16 protein-coding genes are annotated in these 18,206 nt (G+C 56.2%); 4 read left to right on the forward strand and 12 right to left on the reverse strand.

Annotated features, from left to right (window positions below):
• The first annotated feature begins 143 nt into the window (after positions 1–143).
• Complete coding sequence (locus C1N84_RS03575) at positions 144–2,399, forward strand: Ig-like domain-containing protein (protein WP_264442018.1); 2,256 nt, start codon at positions 144–146, stop codon at positions 2,397–2,399.
• A gap of 70 nt (positions 2,400–2,469) precedes the next feature.
• Here the strand turns inward: C1N84_RS03575 and hemW are convergent, their stop codons facing one another.
• From hemW to C1N84_RS03595, 4 genes are read right to left on the reverse strand one after another with little or no spacing between them, the layout of a single operon-like run.
• Complete coding sequence (gene hemW / locus C1N84_RS03580) at positions 2,470–3,600, reverse strand: radical SAM family heme chaperone HemW (protein WP_132464521.1); 1,131 nt, start codon at positions 3,598–3,600, stop codon at positions 2,470–2,472.
• Positions 3,593–4,186 (reverse strand): XTP/dITP diphosphatase, encoded by a 594-nt coding sequence (locus C1N84_RS03585; RefSeq protein ID WP_058771534.1) that lies wholly within the window; start codon positions 4,184–4,186, stop codon positions 3,593–3,595. The genes hemW and C1N84_RS03585 overlap by 8 nt, the downstream gene beginning before the upstream one ends.
• Before the next feature lie 20 nt (positions 4,187–4,206).
• The gene (locus tag C1N84_RS03590) at positions 4,207–4,761 is read right to left on the reverse strand and encodes a YggT family protein (protein WP_021506626.1); all 555 of its coding nucleotides are present in this window, start codon (positions 4,759–4,761) and stop codon (positions 4,207–4,209) included.
• Between the two features lie 12 nt (positions 4,762–4,773).
• Entirely contained in the window at positions 4,774–5,481 is a 708-nt protein-coding gene (locus tag C1N84_RS03595; RefSeq protein WP_021506627.1) for a YggS family pyridoxal phosphate-dependent enzyme, read from the reverse strand.
• Between the two features lie 16 nt (positions 5,482–5,497).
• Here C1N84_RS03595 and C1N84_RS03600 point away from each other — a divergent pair, with 16 nt between their 5' ends.
• Positions 5,498–6,490, forward strand: coding sequence for a type IV pilus twitching motility protein PilT (locus tag C1N84_RS03600; RefSeq protein ID WP_264442020.1), 993 nt, complete (start codon positions 5,498–5,500; stop codon positions 6,488–6,490).
• 66 nt (positions 6,491–6,556) lie between these two features.
• Here the strand turns inward: C1N84_RS03600 and ruvX are convergent, their stop codons facing one another.
• The 7 genes from ruvX to C1N84_RS03635 form a co-directional block, all read right to left on the reverse strand.
• Positions 6,557–6,973: a Holliday junction resolvase RuvX gene (gene ruvX / locus C1N84_RS03605; RefSeq protein ID WP_136547962.1), complete on the reverse strand. Its 417-nt coding sequence runs from the start codon at positions 6,971–6,973 to the stop codon at positions 6,557–6,559.
• Complete coding sequence (locus C1N84_RS03610) at positions 6,973–7,536, reverse strand: YqgE/AlgH family protein (RefSeq protein WP_021506630.1); 564 nt, start codon at positions 7,534–7,536, stop codon at positions 6,973–6,975. Before C1N84_RS03610 ends, ruvX begins: the two co-directional genes overlap by 1 nt.
• An 85-nt stretch (positions 7,537–7,621) precedes the next feature.
• Entirely contained in the window at positions 7,622–8,566 is a 945-nt protein-coding gene (gshB, locus tag C1N84_RS03615; protein WP_021506631.1) for a glutathione synthase, read from the reverse strand.
• Positions 8,567–8,662: 96 nt separating this feature from the next.
• The gene (gene rsmE / locus C1N84_RS03620; protein ID WP_021506632.1) at positions 8,663–9,394 is read right to left on the reverse strand and encodes a 16S rRNA (uracil(1498)-N(3))-methyltransferase; all 732 of its coding nucleotides are present in this window, start codon (positions 9,392–9,394) and stop codon (positions 8,663–8,665) included.
• Positions 9,395–9,467: 73 nt separating this feature from the next.
• Complete coding sequence (gene endA / locus C1N84_RS03625; RefSeq protein ID WP_127834530.1) at positions 9,468–10,175, reverse strand: deoxyribonuclease I; 708 nt, start codon at positions 10,173–10,175, stop codon at positions 9,468–9,470.
• Positions 10,176–10,253: 78 nt separating this feature from the next.
• Positions 10,254–10,766, reverse strand: coding sequence for a SprT family zinc-dependent metalloprotease (locus C1N84_RS03630; protein ID WP_264442021.1), 513 nt, complete (start codon positions 10,764–10,766; stop codon positions 10,254–10,256).
• A 104-nt stretch (positions 10,767–10,870) separates the two neighbouring features.
• Positions 10,871–12,265 (reverse strand): sugar porter family MFS transporter, encoded by a 1,395-nt coding sequence (locus C1N84_RS03635; protein ID WP_031279461.1) that lies wholly within the window; start codon positions 12,263–12,265, stop codon positions 10,871–10,873.
• 781 nt (positions 12,266–13,046) lie between these two features.
• Between C1N84_RS03635 and C1N84_RS03640 the strand changes: the two genes are divergently transcribed.
• Positions 13,047–13,250: a hypothetical protein gene (locus C1N84_RS03640; protein WP_264442022.1), complete on the forward strand. Its 204-nt coding sequence runs from the start codon at positions 13,047–13,049 to the stop codon at positions 13,248–13,250.
• A 409-nt stretch (positions 13,251–13,659) separates the two neighbouring features.
• On the opposite strand, the gene metK is transcribed toward C1N84_RS03640, so the two are convergent.
• Complete coding sequence (gene metK / locus C1N84_RS03645; protein WP_021506636.1) at positions 13,660–14,811, reverse strand: methionine adenosyltransferase; 1,152 nt, start codon at positions 14,809–14,811, stop codon at positions 13,660–13,662.
• Positions 14,812–15,607: 796 nt separating this feature from the next.
• Here metK and speA point away from each other — a divergent pair.
• A complete protein-coding gene (speA, locus tag C1N84_RS03650; RefSeq protein ID WP_071813582.1) occupies positions 15,608–17,587 on the forward strand; it encodes a biosynthetic arginine decarboxylase in 1,980 nt (659 codons plus the stop codon).
• Positions 17,588–18,206 lie beyond the last annotated feature (619 nt).

Here is an 18,206-nt window from a genome sequence, read left to right on the forward strand (position 1 = left end):
TTTTTATCCCCGCAACTTTTAAGCCATGATTTAACGGGTTGTCTTAGATTCGGGACGAATCTGATAACGGCAAAATTTCCGCATTAATAACTATATCAACGGGCATTCAGCCTGTTGAACTTATTAATTTTTAAGGAAATTTTATGTTATTTTCTGACACCTCTGCTTCCAGTTCACACCCGGTTTTATCACCCCCTGTGGTTATCGTTGCCGAACGCGGCTGGTACAACGACCCGCAAAAACGCTGGCAGGGAACGGTACAAACGCCGGATGCCGTTGAAGTCATCGTGACGGTTAACGGTGGCAATCCGCTACGCGTGCCGGTGATTAATGGCCACTTCGAGTGGATGCCGCCGCAGCCGATGGCCGATGGTGAATACCAGCTCACCTTCACCGCCGTGGATGCCGCCGGCAATCACAGCGCACCCACGCGCGTGGATTACAATATCGATACCCATCCGCCCGCCAGACCGATCATTGAAGCGATTGAAGACCACGTTGCCGGCGGCGTGGAGGACGGTAACAGCATCAGGCGTAACGGCTATACCAACGATGATCAGCCGGTGGTACGCGGGCAGGCCGAAGCCAACGCGCTGGTTTATCTCTATAATGGCAACCAACTTCTCGCCTCTGTGCGTGCCGATGCGCAGGGCAACTGGCAGGCGCAGCTCGATCTGCCGCAGGATGGAACCTATAACCTGACGGCGCAGGCCGAGGACCGCGCCGACAACCGCAGTCAGCCGTCGCCGAAGTGGACCTTTCATCTCGATACGCTTACCCCGGAAACGCCGACGTTCAGCTATTACGACGACAATCGCGGGCTGTATCAGGGCCAGTTTGGCCGCGGCCAACCCACCGATGATGTCCGGCCGGAACTGCACGGTGAAGCCGAGCCCGGCAGCGTGGTGCGCATTCAGTATGCCGCACCAGGCGGTAAGTGGATTGTCGGCGGTACGGCCACCGTCGACAGCAGCGGCCACTGGCACTGGACGCCGCCGCAGGATCTGCTGCCGGACGGCGACTGGCGTTTTCGCAGCCGCAGCAGCGATAAGGCTGGCAACGTCAGTCAATGGAGCGACAGCTGGACGCTGACCATCGACACCCGTATCAACACGCCCACCATCCTGCAGGCTATCGATGACGTCGGCACCATCCAGCCGGTGCTGCCGGGCCAGACCACTGACGATAAGCGGCTCGATTTTTCCGGACAGGCTGAGCCTTACAGTCAGGTGACGCTGTACCAGAACGGCGTGGCAGCCGGCAGCGCGACGGTGGGGGCCGATGGCCGCTGGCAGATTACTCCGGACCGCGACATGCAGCCGGGTAGTAACAACTTTACGGTAAAAGCAGTCGATCTGGCGGGTAACATCAGCAACTATGCGCCCAACTGGATGATTAACTATGACTCTGGCGTGAAGCACAGTTCTGGCGAAGAGAACTGGAACTGTCGCGCCAATACCAGCTGGCAAACCGGCCGGGTGTATCAGTACGGCGGGTTAAAAGTCACTGAACTGAAACATGGCACCAGCAACAGCAGTTTCTACACCGGCATCATGAACCGGCCGGATGGCTATGAAAGCAAAGCGATTGAGATGCTGGATCATTCAGTCGTGCAGTTTGATTTTGGTGCCACCAATTACGTGGAGTTCAATTATGGCTATCTCCACAATTGCGATACCTACGTGGATATCTTTTCACCCAGCGGTGAGCTGCTGGGGCGCGAATACCTGCAGCCCGGCGGCGCCAGCCGGTCTGAGCAGGGCCTGAACACCTTTAGCTGGCAGGCTCCGGCGGGCCAGCAGATTGGCTATATTGACGTCCATTCGGGCGAAGATCCGGATACCTATAAAAAAGTGCTGTGCTGGAACGTGCTGGTGAAGCGCGATGTCGGCTGGATTATTGATACTGTGCGCTGGGGCAAAGACGAGAGCCTGGTACAGCACCATACGCTGCCGGAAACGCAGGAACAGGAGGGCGCGCAGCTGCATCTGAATGATGTGCAGCAGTGGCTGGCGGCGCATAGCGGACAACCGCTGCAGGGCTTCTCTGCGCTGGTGCTGGAAGGAGAACATCAGCAACTTGATTATCAGCAGCTGACGCAGCATATCAGCGGCCTGCAGCATATCGATCTCACCGGCTCCGGAGACAATCTGCTGCAGCTGGATGCGCAGCAGCTGTTGCAGCAGGCGCATCAGGATGTGTTGCTGCCAGAGCGCACGCGCAGCTGGCTGATTGATGGTGATGCCGGTGACGTGGTGCAGCTCAGCGATAGCACGCAATTTTATCAGCAGTGGCAGCAGCAGGGGGCGCAGCAGAGCGGTGGCAAAGTGTGGCAGGTGTTTGAGAGTCTCGACCACAGCGCAACGCTGTTAATCAATAATGAGGTGATGGTCGCCTGAGCGTAACAGATGCAGCCGTGCCGCACAGCACGGCTGCCAGCGGAAAAGGTGCGCGCCTTCTCCGCTGAATTTACATGAACAGCTCCAGCAGCGAATTGAGGAACAGTTTGCCTTTTTCGGTGATCTGCCAGTGCTCTGGCTGCTCCTGCACATAACCGGCGGCGATGGCTGCGTCGATCTGCGGGCGAATCACTGCCTCGTCCAGCCCGGTGTAGCGCTCAAAGTCGGCGCGCGGCGCGGCTTCCAGCAGGCGGAAACGGTTCATAAAGAACTCGAACGGCTTGTCCTCGTCCGGCACGTCATGCTGCTTATCCAGATAGTTGCCCTTCATAAAACCGCGCGGATGACGGGTTTTCACCGTGCGCACGATGCGCCCGTCCGGCTGCGTCAGCTTGCCGTGCGCGCCACAGCCGATGCCGAGGTAATCACCGAAGCGCCAGTAGTTCAGGTTATGCTCGCAGCGATAGCCCGGTTTGGCGTAAGCCGAGGTTTCATACTGCTGATAGCCTGCGGCGCTCAGCAGCTGATGACCCTGCTCAAAGATATCCCACAGCGCATCGTCATCCGGCAAAACCGGCGGGCGTGAACCAAACAGCGTGTTGGGCTCAATGGTCAGCTGATACCACGACAGATGCGGCGGGTTGAGGGCAATCGCCTGGCGCAAATCGTCCAGCGCTTCTTCCAGCGACTGATCCGGCAGGCCGTGCATCAGGTCGAGGTTAAAGCTGCGCAGGCCGAGACCGGCCGCCAGCTGTGCCGCGCGGACCGCCTCGTCCGGACCGTGGATGCGGCCCAGGCGCGTCAGCTTTTGCGGACTGAAACTCTGCACGCCAATCGAAATCCGGTTAATGCCCGCCCGCTGATAGCCGCTGAAGCGATCGGCTTCCACCGTGCCCGGATTGGCTTCCATGGTGATTTCGGCGTCCGCCGCCAGCGGCAGGCGCGCACGCACGCCATCCATTAGCTGCTGCATCGCTTCGCTGCTCAGCAGGCTGGGCGTGCCGCCGCCGATGAAAATGGTGCGCACTTCGCGCCCGGCGGTCAGCGGCAGATCCTGGTCAAGATCGTTGAGCAGATGCTGCACATACTCGCTGTGCGGCACTTCGCCTTTGAGCGCGTGCGAGTTGAAGTCGCAGTACGGACATTTCTGCACGCACCACGGGATGTGGATATAAAGGCTTAACGGTGGTAACTCAGGCATTGCGCATCGCTTCCAGCAGCAGCGTCAATGCTTTACCCCGGTGCGACACGGCACGCTTTTCATCCTTGCTCAGCTCGGCGGCGGTTTTACCCAGCGCCGGCACGTAGAAGATCGGATCATAACCGAAACCGCCTTCACCGGCGGCCGCGCGGGTAATCTCCCCGGCCCAGCTACCGTGGAACACCAGCGGCGTCGGGTCGGCGGCGTGACGCACGTACACCAGTACGCAGTGGAACTGTGCCTGGCGCTCGCCGTCCGGCACCAGCTCCAGTGCCTGCAGCAGTTTGTCGAGATTCTGCTGGTCGCTGGCATCAACGCCGGCATAGCGCGCCGAGTAAATGCCCGGTGCGCCGCCCAGCGCATCGACCGCCAGCCCGGAGTCATCGGCAATCGCCGGCAGGCCGGTGATCTGCGCCGCGTGACGCGCTTTCAGGATGGCGTTTTCGATAAAGGTCAGCCCGGTCTCTTCGGCAGACTCTACGCCCAGCTCGGTTTGCGCCACGATATCCAGGCCGAAGGCCGCTAACAGATCGGCCAGTTCACGTACTTTGCCCGGATTACCGGTGGCGAGCACAACTTTTTGCATAACAGTTCCAGATTAACGAATTACAGCAGGTACCAGAGACCCGGGAACAGGTCCATACCGAGGAAGTTCAGCGCATACAGCACCAGAATCACGATCATCGCCGAGAAATCGATGCCGCCCATCGCCGGCAGGATACGGCGAATCGGTGCCATCAGCGGTTCGGTCAGCTGGATCAGCACATAGTCCATCGCACCGCGTCCCTGGCTGATCCAGCTCATCAGCGAGCGAATGATGATCACCCAGAACACCAGATAGCCGGCGGATTTGACCAGTGACAACAGCCCCACCAGCAGGTTGGTCGGATCGACGGAGAACACCCCGACCTGAATCAGCAGCAGAATCGGATATTTCAGCGTGGTCAGCACGAATGCCAGCAGCAGCGACGCGGTGTCAATCGGTCCCAGCGCCGGCAAAATGCGGCGCAGCGGTTTAACAATCGGCTGGGTGATCTTCACGACAAACTGCGCCAGCGGATTGTAAAAGTCACAGCGTGACCACTGCATCCAGATGCGCAGCAGCAGCACCATCACGTACAGATCAATCAGCGTTTTGACTAAAAACGTCAGTGTTAACATGAGGTTCCTCAATTATTGTTGTGAAGGGCGTGCATAATCCCGCGCGCCAAATACCGCGGTGCCGATGCGCACCATCGTACTGCCTGCGGCAATCGCCGCATCCATATCGTCGCTCATTCCCAGAGAAAGCGTATCGACGCCAGGATAGTCCTGTTGCAAGGCACGAAACGCGCTGGCCATCTGCTGGCACACCGCCAGCTGGCGCGCGTAATCCTGCTCGGGCGCCGGAATTGCCATCAGTCCACGCAGGCGCAAACGCGGCAGGGCGGCAATCTGTTGCGCCAGCCCGGCGACGGCCTCCAGCATGATGCCAGATTTGCTGTGCTCGTCACTGATATTTACCTGAATTAACACGTTGAGCGGCGGCAGCGCGGCCGGACGCTGATCGTTCAGCCGCTGCGCGATACGCAGACGGTCAACGGTATGGCACCAGGCAAAGTTTTCCGCCACCAGACGGCTTTTATTGGATTGTAACGGCCCGATAAAGTGCCATTGCAGATCAGGATGTGCGGCCAGTTCGGCAACTTTTTCAACCCCTTCCTGCACGTAATTTTCACCGAAGGCGCGCTGTCCGGCGGCAATGGCTTCTGCGATAGCGCTCGCAGGTTTGGTTTTGCTCACTGCAAGCAGCGTAATTTCTTCTGGCGCGCGGCCGCAACGCGCGGCGGCAGCAGCGATCCGCTCGCGCACTTGCTGTAAGTTGTGCTCAATGGAAGTCATAGTCAGGAGAAGTTAAATGGATTTGGATGACGTTGTGGCGCTTAGTGTAAAGCATAATGCGGCCGATCTGCACCTTTGCAGCGGACATTTACCGCACTGGCGCCGGCAGGGCGTGCTGGAGCCAATACCGCAACAGTACAGCTTGCCTGAGCGCTGGCTGCAGGCCTTTAGCGAGCAGTGGCTTAGCGCCGCGCAGCGCAGCGAGTTAGCCAGCAGCGGTCACGTCGATTTCGCCATCACGCTCGGCAACGGCAGCCGGCTGCGCGCCAATCTGTTCCGCCAGCGTCACGGACTGGCGCTGGCGCTGCGGCTGATTGCCAGTCAGCCACCGGATATAGCGCGCCTGCAGCTGCCGGACGTGGTGCGCTCGCTGCTGCAGCTGGAGGAAGGGCTTATCCTCATCACCGGCGCGACCGGCAGCGGCAAATCCACCACGCTGGCGGCGCTGGTGGATAGCCTAAATCGTCAGCAGGCGCGACACATTATCACGCTGGAAGATCCGATCGAGTTTGTCCATCACAGCCAGCGTTCGCTGATTCAGCAGCGCGAAATCGGCGCGCACTGCGCTTCGTTTCAGCTCGGATTAAAAGCGGCGCTGCGTGAAGATCCGGATGTGATCCTGCTGGGTGAGCTGCGCGACAGCGACACCATCCGGCTGGCGCTGACCGCTGCTGAGACCGGCCATCTGGTGCTGGCCACGCTGCATACGCGCGGCGCGACGCAGGCGGTGGACCGGCTGGTGGATGTGTTTCCGGCCGAGGAGAAAAACCTCGTGCGCACGCAGCTGGCCGGCAGCCTGAAAGCGGTGCTGGCGCAGCGTTTAGTCGCCGCCAAAGCCGGTGGCCGCATTGGCCTGTTTGAAGTACTGGTGGCGACGCCGGCGGTCGCTAACCTGATCCGCGAAGGCAAAATGCATCAGCTGCCCGGTGTGTTGCAGACCGGCGCGCAGGCAGGGATGCAGACTTTCGCCCAGAGCGAGCAGGCCCGGCGTGAGGCGGGATTAATTTGAGCGGGGACGTGCCCTGAGAACCGCCGACACGGCGGCGCGAAACCGCGCGGCCGCGTTCGGGCTGATTTAATGCCTCTCGAACCAGTCCTGCAGGATAATCACCGCGGACTGCGAATCGATATGGCCTTTCTGCAGCGCGCGATAGCCGCCGCGTTCGAACAGGTCGGCACGCGCTTCTACGGTGCTCAGGCGCTCATCCTGCAGCTCCACACGCACGCCGAAGCGGCCGTGCAGCCGGTTAGCAAACTTGCGCGCGCGCGCCGTCAGCGGCTGTTCGCTGCCGTCCATGTTGAGTGGCAGGCCAACCACCACGTAATCCGGCTGCCACTCTTTCAGCAGCTTACCAATGAGCTCCCAGTCCGGCGTGCCGTCCTGCGCTTTCAGCGCGGTGAGCGGGCGCGCAGTGCCGGTCAGCTGTTGCCCGATGGCAACGCCGATGCTTTTGGTACCGAAGTCAAAGCCGAGCAGCGTTTCACTGGCCATCAGGCGTGCCCTGCATCGCTGGTCATGTTATGGATGTCCACACCCATGCTGCGCGCGGCTTCACGCCAGCGTTCGGCAATCGGCGTCTGGAAGAGGATCTGCGTATTGGCCGGCGTGGTCAGCCAGGCATTCTCCAGCAGCTCATTTTCCAGCTGATCCTTCTCCCATGCGCAATAACCCAGCGCTACCAGCACGTTCTCTGGCTGTTCACGCGTGCCGATCGCTTCCAGCACATCGCGTGAAGTGGTGATCACCGTATTGTCAGAAATGCGGATACTGGAGGAGAACACGCGCTGGGCCGAGTGCAGAATAAAGCCACGATCTTCCGCCAGCGGGCCACCGGCAAACACCGGTTTGTCCAGTTTGATGGCAGGATCGCGTTCTGATGGGCTGATCTTAAGTTTTTTCAGGATGCCTTCGACCGTCAGGTTGTCCATCGGCTTGTTAACGATCAAACCCATGGCACCCTCTTCGTTATGCTCGCAGATATACACCACCGAGCGTTTGAAGAAAGGGTCCTGCAGCGACGGCATCGCAATCAAGAAATGGTGCTGTAAATTCATTCTCACTCGTTTACCAAAAATAGCCGGTGCTGAACGGCTGCACCGGCTTTGGGTGGTTCACGGAGCTCTCACTCCTGCGGCATCCTCAGCCCAAACGTTTTTCAATCGCGTCCATCAGCATGCCGGTGATGGAGACCGGGAACGCCGCCTCGATTTCGCGGATGCAGGTTGGGCTGGTGACGTTAACTTCTGTCAGTTTATCACCGATAATATCGAGGCCGACAAAAATCAGCCCTTTGGCTTTCAATGTCGGACCTACGCGGCGGGCAATTTCCCAGTCGCTGTCGCTCAGCGGACGGGCTTCGCCGCGGCCACCGGCGGCGAGGTTGCCACGGGTTTCGCCGCCCTGTGGAATGCGTGCCAGGCAGTATGGCACCGGTTCACCATCGACCACCAGCACGCGCTTATCACCGTCTTTGATCGCCGGCAGATAATTTTGCGCCATGCAGAAGAACTGACCGTGGTTGGTCAGCGTTTCAGTGATCACGCCGAAGTTGGCATCATCTTTTTTGATGCGGAAAATCGACGCGCCGCCCATGCCGTCGAGCGGCTTGAAGATTACATCGCCATGCTCCTGCCAGAACGCGCGCAGCTGCTCTTTGTTGCGCGTCACCAGCGTGTCTGGCGTCAGGTCGGCAAACCAGGCAGTGTAGAGTTTTTCATTGCAGTCACGCAGGCTCTGCGGTTTGTTAACGATCAGCGTGCCTTGCTCTTCCGCGCGCTCCAGCAGATAAGTGGCGTAAATGAACTCGGTATCAAACGGCGGGTCTTTACGCATCAGCACCACGTTAAGATCGGCCAGCGGGATAGTCTGCTCGCTGCCAAACGTGTACCACTGATCGTAGTTCTGCTCGACGCTCAGCAGCCGGGTGCGCGCGTAAGTCACGCCACCGCGCAGCGACAGATCGCCCATCTCCATGTAGTGAATTTCATAACCGCGGCGCTGTGCTTCCAGCAACATGGCGAAGCTGGAGTCTTTTTTAATGTTGATGGACGAAATCGGGTCCATAACGATGCCAAGCTTAATCATTATTCTCTCCTCAAAGGGGAATTCAGCCACCCCGTTCCGTGCGAAAGCGTTGTGCTGGTCAGTTATCTGCGTGTGTCTTCGGGCTGAAAGTATCCCTTAACCGAGGTCACCAAACCTCACCTGAAGTGCCGTGATGGCGGTGAGCGCCGTGGTTTCGGTGCGCAAAACGCGCGGACCGAGCAGGATATCGGTAAAGCCGTGCTGCGCCGTCATGGCAATTTCCTCTGCCGACAGGCCGCCTTCCGGGCCAATCAGCAGCCGTACGCGCTCAACCGGCTGCGGCAGCGTATTGATGCTGTGACTGGCGCGCGGATGCAGATTGAGCTTCAGGCCGTCATCCGCTTCGGCGCACCAGGCTTCGAGCGTCATCGCGGCGCGGATTTCCGGCACGCGATTACGACCGCACTGCTCGCAGGCGGCGATGGCAATTTTCTGCCACTGCTGAATCTTTTTCGCCAGGCGTTCGGCATCCAGCTTTACGCCACAGCGTTCAGAAAACAAGGGCGTAATCACATTCACGCCCAGTTCGATCGATTTCTGGATAGTGAATTCCATTTTTTCACCGCGCGACATCACCTGACCGAGGTGTAAGTGCAGCGGGGATTCGCGATCGTCAGGCTGGCTGGCAAGGACCTTTACTTTTACACGCTTTTTGTCGGCCTGGGTGATTTCGGCGCTAAAAGTCAGATTACTGCCATCAAACAGCTCGATCTGCTGTCCGGCGCTCATGCGCAGCACGCGGCCGACGTGGTTGGCGGCATCCTCATCAAGCAGAACTTCACTGTTAACGGTTAGAGCTTCGGGGTGATAAATGCGGGGTATGCGCATGCGGTTCCTGCCGGCGTTATGCCGCATCGCGCGATGCGGCCCAATCGAAAAAAGCTAGTGTAGGGTAGCGCTTTCAGCGCTGGCAAGCCTGCTGTACCCAGGAATTGTGATTTCCCTGCACCGCGGCAATGCGCTGGTCGCGTTCGCACTCCCACGGCGTGACCGGATACTGCTTGTTCCACGCGGTGAACAGCTGGGTTTGCTGGCGTGACAGGCGCAGATGATACTGGTCGCGCATATAGAAGTAGGTGCGGGCGATGGCGCCGCGCGCGCGCTCGGGAGGCTCGGCGCGCTTCTGCTTAAAATCGATCTTCATGCTGCACTGACCGTACGGCTGCTCGCCACCGTTCCACTGGCTGTACTGGAAGTTGTTGCGGTCACCGTTCACTTCGCCGATGGCTGGCTGCAGGTTGTGCAGATCGCTTTCGATGCGGCGGTAATCTGCGTCTTTGCTGCAGTTTTTGCGTCCGCCATTTTGCCAGCACTGACGCTGATGACCAAACTCCCACGCCGGCATGACGTGTTCCCACTCGATGCGTTCCGCGCGGTTGGCGTTCTTGCGCACGCTATAGCCGCAGCTGCTGAGATCCGGCACGCCTTTTTTACCGTGCCAGCTGATTTTGCAGCCGCAGTAAAAATCCGCCGGCGCATCCGCGTTGATCTTTGCCGCGACCACTTTCGCCTGCTGAAAATTGTTCTGGTTGTAATGGGTGAGACTGAGGCTGTACGCACTGAGCGGCGCGACCAGCAGAGAGAGTAATAACAGCGTTTTGCGAGACATATTCCAAAAAGTAACCTGGTACCGAAAAAGGGCGGCAGGGTAACAGAATGGTCGGGCGCGGGGAATGAGAATCGCGGACTAATCCGCTGCGTATTCACCGGGTTGCAGCAGCGTACCGCAATGCACGCAGCGATATTCGCTCTCACCACGCACCACGCGGTTGTGGCGGCGTACCGTCAGCTGATGTTGCTGGCAGCGACAGCGATAGGGGAAGGTATTGCTGCGCACCGAAGTGATGGCGAACTGATGGGTGCGGCGGGCGGGCACGCCCAGCACGTCCTCCATCATCCACTTCCACTCTTTGCCGTGCGGCGGCACGCGGCCGAAGGTTTTCCACACCAGCAGATGCGCCAGCTCATGCGGCACCACTTCGTCGATAAAAGCCTGCTGGTTTTCCAGCAGCAGCACCGGGTTGAGGCGAATTTGCCACTGCTCCAGCCACGCGGTGCCTGCGGCCGTACCGCGCTGCTGATAAACCAGCGTTGGCTCTTCGAAATGACGTTCGAGTTTTTGCTGAGCCAGCTGCAAAAAATGGCGCAGCGAGCGCATGACGGCTTGTTGCAGGGAGATGGGCAGACGTGGCGTTTTCATGTGCGGCAGCATAAGGCGTTGCCGCGGGGTACGCAACTGCATGCGTAAAGGGGGCAGATAAAAAAAGGGCCGCCCTGCGGCAGCCCCGGTTAACGCATCTGGCCTTATTGCTGGCCGATATCGCGCAGTTTTTTGCCCGACATCAGGTTGCGCTCGATGTGCTCCAGCGAGACGTTTTTGGTCTCCGGAATCAGCGCGACCGTCAGCAGAATAAAGAACACGTTCAGCGCGGCGTAGACCCAGAAAGTCGGCGCGTTGCCCAGCGAGTTCAGCATGGTCAGGAAGGTGGCACCAACGATCATGTTGGCAATCCAGTTGGTCGCGGTAGAGACGGTGATACCAAAATCACGCCCTTTCAGCGGCTGAATTTCAGAACACAGTACCCAAATCAGCGGACCGGCTGACATCGCGAAGCCAACAATGAACATCAGCAGCATGGCGATGGCAAAGTACTGCTCACCGGCAGAGTTAATGCCAATGTGCAGCATGGTACCGAGGATACCCATGCCGGCAGCCATCACCAGGAAGCCCAGCACCAGCGTGGGTTTACGGCCCCAGCGATCCACCAGACCGATAGCAATAAAGGTGGCCAGCACGTTCACCAGACCCACGATCACCGTGCCCCACATTTGCTGCGTGGTATTGGCGAAGCCGGCGATTTCGAAGATTTTCGGTGCGTAGTACATGATGACGTTCATGCCGGTGAACTGCTGCATCACCTGCAACAGCACGCCGAGGAACACCGCGCGGCGGAAGTTGCTGTTGCTCTGGAACAGCTGCCAGCCGGACTGTTTGATCTTCAGGCTTTCGCGGATCTCATCCAGCTCGCGTTTCGCCTGCTCGCTGGTGTCACGCAGGCGATCCAGCACGCGCTGTGCATCGCGGAAGTCACCTTTCGCCGCCAGCCAGCGCGGGCTGTTTGGCAGGAACACCACGCCAACCAGCAGCAGCACCGCCGGAATAGTGATGATGCCCAGCATCCAGCGCCAGTCGCCCGAGGCACTGAACGCGGTGTCAGACAGGTAAGCGCCGAGAATACCGATGGTGATCATCAGCTGATACAGGGAAATCATACTGCCGCGGATCTTCTCAGGTGCGATTTCCGAGAGATACAGCGGGGCGGTATAAGAGGCAACGCCGACGGCAAGGCCGAGCACCACGCGCGCGGCAATCAGCATTTCCGGGTTTGGCGCCATCGCCGACCACAGTGAACCGATAACGAACAGGATGGCACCGGCCATCAGGCTCTTTTTACGGCCGAGACGCGAAGACATCCAGCCGCTGCCCACGGCACCGACCGCAGCACCGAACATCATTGAGCTGACAATCCACTCCTGCTGATGTGCGGTAACGTTGAAATCTTTCGCGATGAAGGGCAGGGCACCGGCGATAACGCCGATATCCAGACCGAACAGCAGGCCCGCCAGAGCGGCCAGAAAGCAGACAAACAGGGTCATCGCCTTGTTTGAGGTTCTGCTTTTGTGAGTATTACCAGGCATATTGCCTCCGAAGTTTATCCATCTTTGTTTTTATCAATGTTAAGTAAGCTGCCTGCGGGAAAAAGTGAGTGCGATCACATCGATGTAATCGGTTACACACGCTGAAACCCTGTAATCCAGCATTTTTTGCCCGAATCAGTCACATAACCAGTAAGGTATAGCACCCTTTAAGTTTCTGACATCACTATAAATATCGGCTATCAGACGACGCTGAAAATAACGCATTTTCATCACCGTTACTACGCTGAAAAATCTCTAAATTGAAGATATTAAAAGGATTTCAAAATGTAATCGTTAACACTTTGTTGTAAGCGCAGTGCTAACAGTGTAGACAGCGCTGAAAAATGCGCCTGCGGTGGTATAGACAAAAAGTGTGATGGTGCAAAGGCGCGTTGGATTGGTTCGGAGACATAGCAAATAACCACTTTATTTGAGTGGTTATTGTTCATTTATGATACTATCGGTGCCAGGAACAATTTCTTTCGGAAAGGGAAATCGAATAATGAGTAGCTTATTTCTTCAGGTTGATGGTGTTGCAGGGGATAACGGTACGCCACTTGTAGATTGCAGTTTATAAGACATAAACTTTCCTGTTATCCAGGTGCAGGAGTGCATTTCCCAATTAAAATGCTGCACACAATCCAGGTGCGCATAAATGCGCACCCTACAAAAAGTAACCCGCTCAGATGTAGGGTCGCCATTCATGGCGACCTGAAATAGCGGACTTACAATCATCAATACATCATGCCAATTTCACGTTGGATGAGAAACCAGAGTTATCATGTTTAAAACAGCTAAAGCCACAATGGTCATATTGACATTGGGTGCCGTCTTTTTCTCAAAATATTTTTGGATAGAGACTTTCTATCACCCCGTAATCAAAGATTTTTTTCCGGGAAATGGCGCATTAATGGTCGTTGTTCAGCATCCTCCCTCTTCAGGTAAAGCACTTGAGAATTGGTGGGTGAATAAATTAAGCCCATAATTGATCAGCTACCGAACCAGCAGCAACACGATTTAAAATCCATATTCGTGGTGAATTTTAACGGTGGATATAAATATTTATCGTTTCCGAAAAAGGACTTTTCTGGCGAAAGTGATGAGAATTACATTTGTTTTGAAGAAATAAAAAGCGAAAAAAGATGCTTGTTAAAAGACTATCCGGTTTTTATAAATGTTGGAGTGTTTATTATTCATTGCATATGGGCGAATTGACTATAAACCTAAAAAAATAGCTTTTTTAATGGTCTTCCAGTGAGTGTATCGAAAAGTAGTGCATTCAGCGCATTAAAATAAAAGTTTGCTGTTATAAAAAAGCCCGCTTGCGCGGGCTCGATTTACCTTCTCCGCTAAGAGAAGATCGGGGTGAGAGCCGTTGCCCGCACCCTCGTTGATTACAGGCCTGCGGCCTCGCGCAGCTGGGCGGCTTTGTCGGTCTGTTCCCACGGGAAGTGTTCACGACCAAAGTGACCGTAGGCAGCGGTTTCTTTGTAGATTGGCTTCAGCAGATCCATCATCTGAATCAGACCGTATGGACGCAGGTCGAAGAACTCACGCACCAGCAGCGTCAGCTGTTCGGTTGAAACTTTCTCGGTACCGAAGGTTTCCACCATGATTGAGGTCGGTTCTGCCACGCCAATCGCGTAAGAAACCTGGATTTCGCAGCGATCGGCCAGGCCAGCGGCAACGATATTTTTCGCCACGTAGCGCGCAGCGTAAGCCGCTGAACGGTCAACTTTCGACGGATCCTTGCCGGAGAACGCGCCACCGCCGTGACGGGCCATGCCGCCGTAGGTATCGACGATGATTTTACGACCGGTCAGGCCGCAGTCGCCCATCGGGCCGCCGATCACGAAACGACCGGTTGGGTTGATGTGGTATTTGGTGCTGGCGTTGATCCACTCGGTCGGCAGTACCGGCTTGATGATCTCTTCCATCACCGCTTCACGCAGATCGGCCTGAGAAATCTCTTCTGAATGCTGAGTTGACAGCACTACCGCATCGATACCGACAATCTTGCCGCCGTCGTACTGGAAGGTAATCTGGCTTTTGGCATCCGGGCGCAGCCATGGCAGCGTACCGTTTTTACGCACTTCAGCCTGACGCTGCACCAGACGGTGCGCGTAGGTCACCGGTGCCGGCATCAGCACGTCGGTTTCATTGGTCGCGTAACCAAACATCAGGCCCTGGTCGCCCGCGCCCTGTTCCAGCGGATCGGTACGGTCTACGCCCTGGTTGATGTCCGGCGACTGTTTACCAATCGCGCTCAGCACCGCACAGGAGTTAGCATCAAAGCCCATATCGGAATGAACATAGCCGATTTCACGTACGGTATTACGGGTGATCTCTTCGATATCGACCCAGGCGCTGGTGGTGATCTCACCGCCAACCAGCACCATACCGGTTTTTACGTAGGTTTCGCAGGCGACGCGTGCTTTGGGATCCTGTTCAAGGATGGCGTCCAGCACGGCATCGGAAATCTGATCGGCGATTTTATCAGGATGTCCTTCTGATACGGACTCGGATGTAAAAAGGTGTTTAGCCATTCTGTTCTTTACCTTGCAAATGGTTTGAATTCGACTGCATAGCGTAAGCGGGATGATGCCAGCTCGACGCCCCTTCAGGCAAAGCCGCAAGCAGTAGGAAGTGTCAGCGTACCAGGCTCACACCGCCTGGATGTTAATCAGTTTAGATGGAAAACCATCTGGACGGCTATTTTAGGTCACTCAGTGCGCGTTTTTCCAGTGCTTTTTCGCCATCCGCATTTATCGCTACAGATCAACTGGAATATTTTCCTGACACCCGCCGCAGCGCGCCGACAAAGATTTTGCATTTTGCCGCGTCAGACTGTATAAAACGCCGCAGTTGTCCCATGGATGACGCCCCCGTGCGTCGCGCTGTCAGAGGCTGTTGATCTGATTTTCATCCACTCCGTTTCCGCATGCTGTTAGCAGGCGCTGGAGGTGATAAAAACAATGAACCACATTTTCGCTCTCTTCGGTTCACGGCGCCGTTCTGGCGCGCTGGCACGCCTTTCCATTTCCAGTTCTGCTCTTTTCTCTCGTCGAAGTTTTCTGCGCTGCGGTAATTATCCCGACACGAGCGCCGGCTAAGCTATTCCCCCAGTTTCTCTGCTGTGTTTCACTCGCCTGTGGTGAGGTGATGCGGGACGATTTTGCCCCGTTGTGCACCGCTTCCGGCACGGTGTTTTACACTTAACCTCAGTAAGGCGCACGGTAACCTGCTGAGGCAAGATAAGCAGAATGAGGAAATTTCCATCCGGCGCAGTAGCAGCAAAATCCGGCAACTTTTTCATATTTCAACGGAAAATTGAGGTTCGTGATGTCTGACGACATGAAGAATATCAAGGGTTCGTCAGCTGGCGAACAGGGTGTACTCCGCTCGATGCAGGAGGTGGCTATGAACGATCAGGACGCAAGCAGAATGCTGCGCACCTACAACATTGCCTGGTGGGGAAACAACTATTACGACGTCAACGAACTCGGCCACATCAGCGTCTGTCCGGATCCGGATCAGCCGGAAGTGCGCGTTGACCTGGCGAAGCTGGTTAAAGAGCGCGAGGCCGACGGCCAGCGCCTGCCTGCGCTGTTCTGCTTCCCGCAAATTCTGCAGCACCGTCTGCGTTCGATTAATGCCGCCTTTAAACGCGCGCGTGAATCCTACGGCTATAAGGGCGACTACTTCCTGGTTTACCCGATCAAAGTTAACCAGCATAAGCGCGTGATTGAATCGCTGGTCAACTCAGGCGAGCCGCTGGGGCTGGAGGCGGGTTCCAAAGCTGAGCTGATGGCGGTGCTGGCGCACGCCGGGAAAACCCGCTCGGTGATTGTGTGTAACGGCTATAAAGACCGCGAATATATCCGTCTGGCGCTGATTGGTGAAAAGCTCGGCCATAAAGTCTATCTGGTGATTGAGAAGATGACCGAAGTGCGCCTGGTGCTGGAAGAAGCCGAGCGGCTGAACGTGGTGCCGCGCCTCGGCATTCGCGCCCGTCTGGCATCGCAGGGCTCCGGTAAGTGGCAGTCGAGCGGCGGCGAGAAATCCAAATTTGGTCTGGCGGCATCGCAGGTGCTGCAGCTGGTCGATATCATGCGCAAAGCGGGTCGTCTCGATAGTCTGCAGCTGCTGCATTTCCACCTCGGCTCGCAGATGTCCAATATTCGCGATATCGCCACCGGCGTGCGTGAATCGGCGCGCTTCTATGTTGAGCTGGCGAAGCTGGGCGTCAACATCAAGTGCTTTGACGTCGGCGGCGGGCTTGGGGTTGACTACGAAGGCACACGTTCGCAGTCAGACTGCTCAGTCAACTACGGCCTGAACGAATACGCCAATAACGTGATCTGGGCCATCGGCGACGCCTGTGAAGAGCACGGTCTGGAACATCCGACCGTGATTACGGAATCGGGGCGTGCGGTGACCGCGCACCATACCGTGCTGGTCTCCAACATCATCGGCGTTGAGCGCAATGAATTCAGTACGCCGGTCGCACCGGATGCCGACTCACCGCGCCCGATTCAGAGCCTGTGGGATACCTGGCAGGAGATGCACGAGCCGAGCGTACGCCGTTCGCTGCGCGAATGGCTGCATGACAGCCAGATGGACCTGTTCGACATCCATACCGGCTATTCGTCAGGCACCTACGATCTCGGTCAGCGCGCCTGGGCAGAGCAGCTGTATCTCAGCATCTGCCACTATATTCAGCAGCACCTTGATCCGAGCAACCGCGCCCATCGGCCGATCATTGATGAGCTGCAGGAGCGCATGGCGGACAAGATTTACGTCAACTTCTCGCTGTTCCAGTCGATGCCGGATGCGTGGGGCATCGATCAGCTGTTCCCGGTACTGCCGCTGGAAGGGCTGAACAAAACCCCGCAGCGTCGTGCGGTACTGCTGGATATCACCTGTGATTCCGATGGCACCATCGATCACTACGTTGACGGCGACGGTATTGCCACCACCATGCCAATGCCGGAATACGATGTGGATAATCCACCGATGCTGGGCTTCTTTATGGTCGGGGCGTATCAGGAAATCCTCGGCAATATGCACAACCTGTTTGGCGATACCGAAGCGGTTGACGTCTTCGCCTTCCCGGATGGCAGCGTAGAAGTGCAGCTGTCTGATGAAGGGGATACCGTGGCGGATATGCTGCAATACGTGCAGCTCAATCCTAACGATTTGATGACGTTATTCCGCGATCAGGTAAAACAGCAGCAGGATATTGACGAAGAGCTGCGGGCGCAGTTCCTTGAAGAGTTTGAGAGTGGGCTTTACGGCTACACCTATCTCGAAGACGAGTAAGTGTATTTCCCGCAACGGGCTCCGGCTGGAGCCCGTTATTATCACCTTCCCTGACAATCCTTCCCGCCATTTATTTAATTCGTGATCGCTATCACTCTGAAATTATCCCGGCCGAAACAGCAAATTCAAACCGTTTATTAACAAAAGCTATCTGCTTAATTCAGCAGCGAAAGCGCATCGGCAGCGAAAAAAACGTTTTTTAAATCTGTGGCTTAGTGTTGTACCTGCCCGCAAATGACCAATCTTTCTTTTATGAGTTTCTGGCTATCTATAATAAAAATTTAAGCATAAGGCGGTGGGTGAGCGATGTGCAGACTGTCGGTTTTTTGACGCTTTCTGGAATCCCGCTTTAAGCAGTGCAATATCCCATCTTAAGCACAAAGCCAGAATTTATACCAATTCTTTATAATTAATTGCTTATTAATCAATTGATTATTGGTTTTATTTTTTGTCAGTGCCGATAAGTAAAATCTGAAATCTAAGAATTATCTGATCTTTATATGAAACATGCAGTGAAAATGGAGCTTTATTGATTGGTTTAAACGATTAAAGTTCACGCTGTTGTTCACTGAAATCTATTTTTCAAAATGTAAGTTGTAAGTTAACCTTCAGTTAAGGT

The organism is Pantoea sp. SGAir0418 (assembly GCF_043529865.1).

What these genes read in the sequence shown, in the direction of transcription:
- C1N84_RS03575 (WP_264442018.1), top strand. Translation starts at nt 144, where the DNA reads ATGTTATTTTCTGACACCTCTGCTTCCAGTTCACACCCGGTTTTATCA.
- hemW (WP_132464521.1), bottom strand. Translation starts at nt 3,600, where the DNA reads ATGCCTGAGTTACCACCGTTAAGCCTTTATATCCACATCCCGTGGTGC.
- C1N84_RS03585 (WP_058771534.1), bottom strand. Translation starts at nt 4,186, where the DNA reads ATGCAAAAAGTTGTGCTCGCCACCGGTAATCCGGGCAAAGTACGTGAA.
- C1N84_RS03590 (WP_021506626.1), bottom strand. Translation starts at nt 4,761, where the DNA reads ATGTTAACACTGACGTTTTTAGTCAAAACGCTGATTGATCTGTACGTG.
- C1N84_RS03595 (WP_021506627.1), bottom strand. Translation starts at nt 5,481, where the DNA reads ATGACTTCCATTGAGCACAACTTACAGCAAGTGCGCGAGCGGATCGCT.
- C1N84_RS03600 (WP_264442020.1), top strand. Translation starts at nt 5,498, where the DNA reads ATGGATTTGGATGACGTTGTGGCGCTTAGTGTAAAGCATAATGCGGCC.
- ruvX (WP_136547962.1), bottom strand. Translation starts at nt 6,973, where the DNA reads ATGGCCAGTGAAACGCTGCTCGGCTTTGACTTCGGTACCAAAAGCATC.
- C1N84_RS03610 (WP_021506630.1), bottom strand. Translation starts at nt 7,536, where the DNA reads ATGAATTTACAGCACCATTTCTTGATTGCGATGCCGTCGCTGCAGGAC.
- gshB (WP_021506631.1), bottom strand. Translation starts at nt 8,566, where the DNA reads ATGATTAAGCTTGGCATCGTTATGGACCCGATTTCGTCCATCAACATT.
- rsmE (WP_021506632.1), bottom strand. Translation starts at nt 9,394, where the DNA reads ATGCGCATACCCCGCATTTATCACCCCGAAGCTCTAACCGTTAACAGT.
- endA (WP_127834530.1), bottom strand. Translation starts at nt 10,175, where the DNA reads ATGTCTCGCAAAACGCTGTTATTACTCTCTCTGCTGGTCGCGCCGCTC.
- C1N84_RS03630 (WP_264442021.1), bottom strand. Translation starts at nt 10,766, where the DNA reads ATGAAAACGCCACGTCTGCCCATCTCCCTGCAACAAGCCGTCATGCGC.
- C1N84_RS03635 (WP_031279461.1), bottom strand. Translation starts at nt 12,265, where the DNA reads ATGCCTGGTAATACTCACAAAAGCAGAACCTCAAACAAGGCGATGACC.
- C1N84_RS03640 (WP_264442022.1), top strand. Translation starts at nt 13,047, where the DNA reads ATGTTTAAAACAGCTAAAGCCACAATGGTCATATTGACATTGGGTGCC.
- metK (WP_021506636.1), bottom strand. Translation starts at nt 14,811, where the DNA reads ATGGCTAAACACCTTTTTACATCCGAGTCCGTATCAGAAGGACATCCT.
- speA (WP_071813582.1), top strand. Translation starts at nt 15,608, where the DNA reads ATGTCTGACGACATGAAGAATATCAAGGGTTCGTCAGCTGGCGAACAG.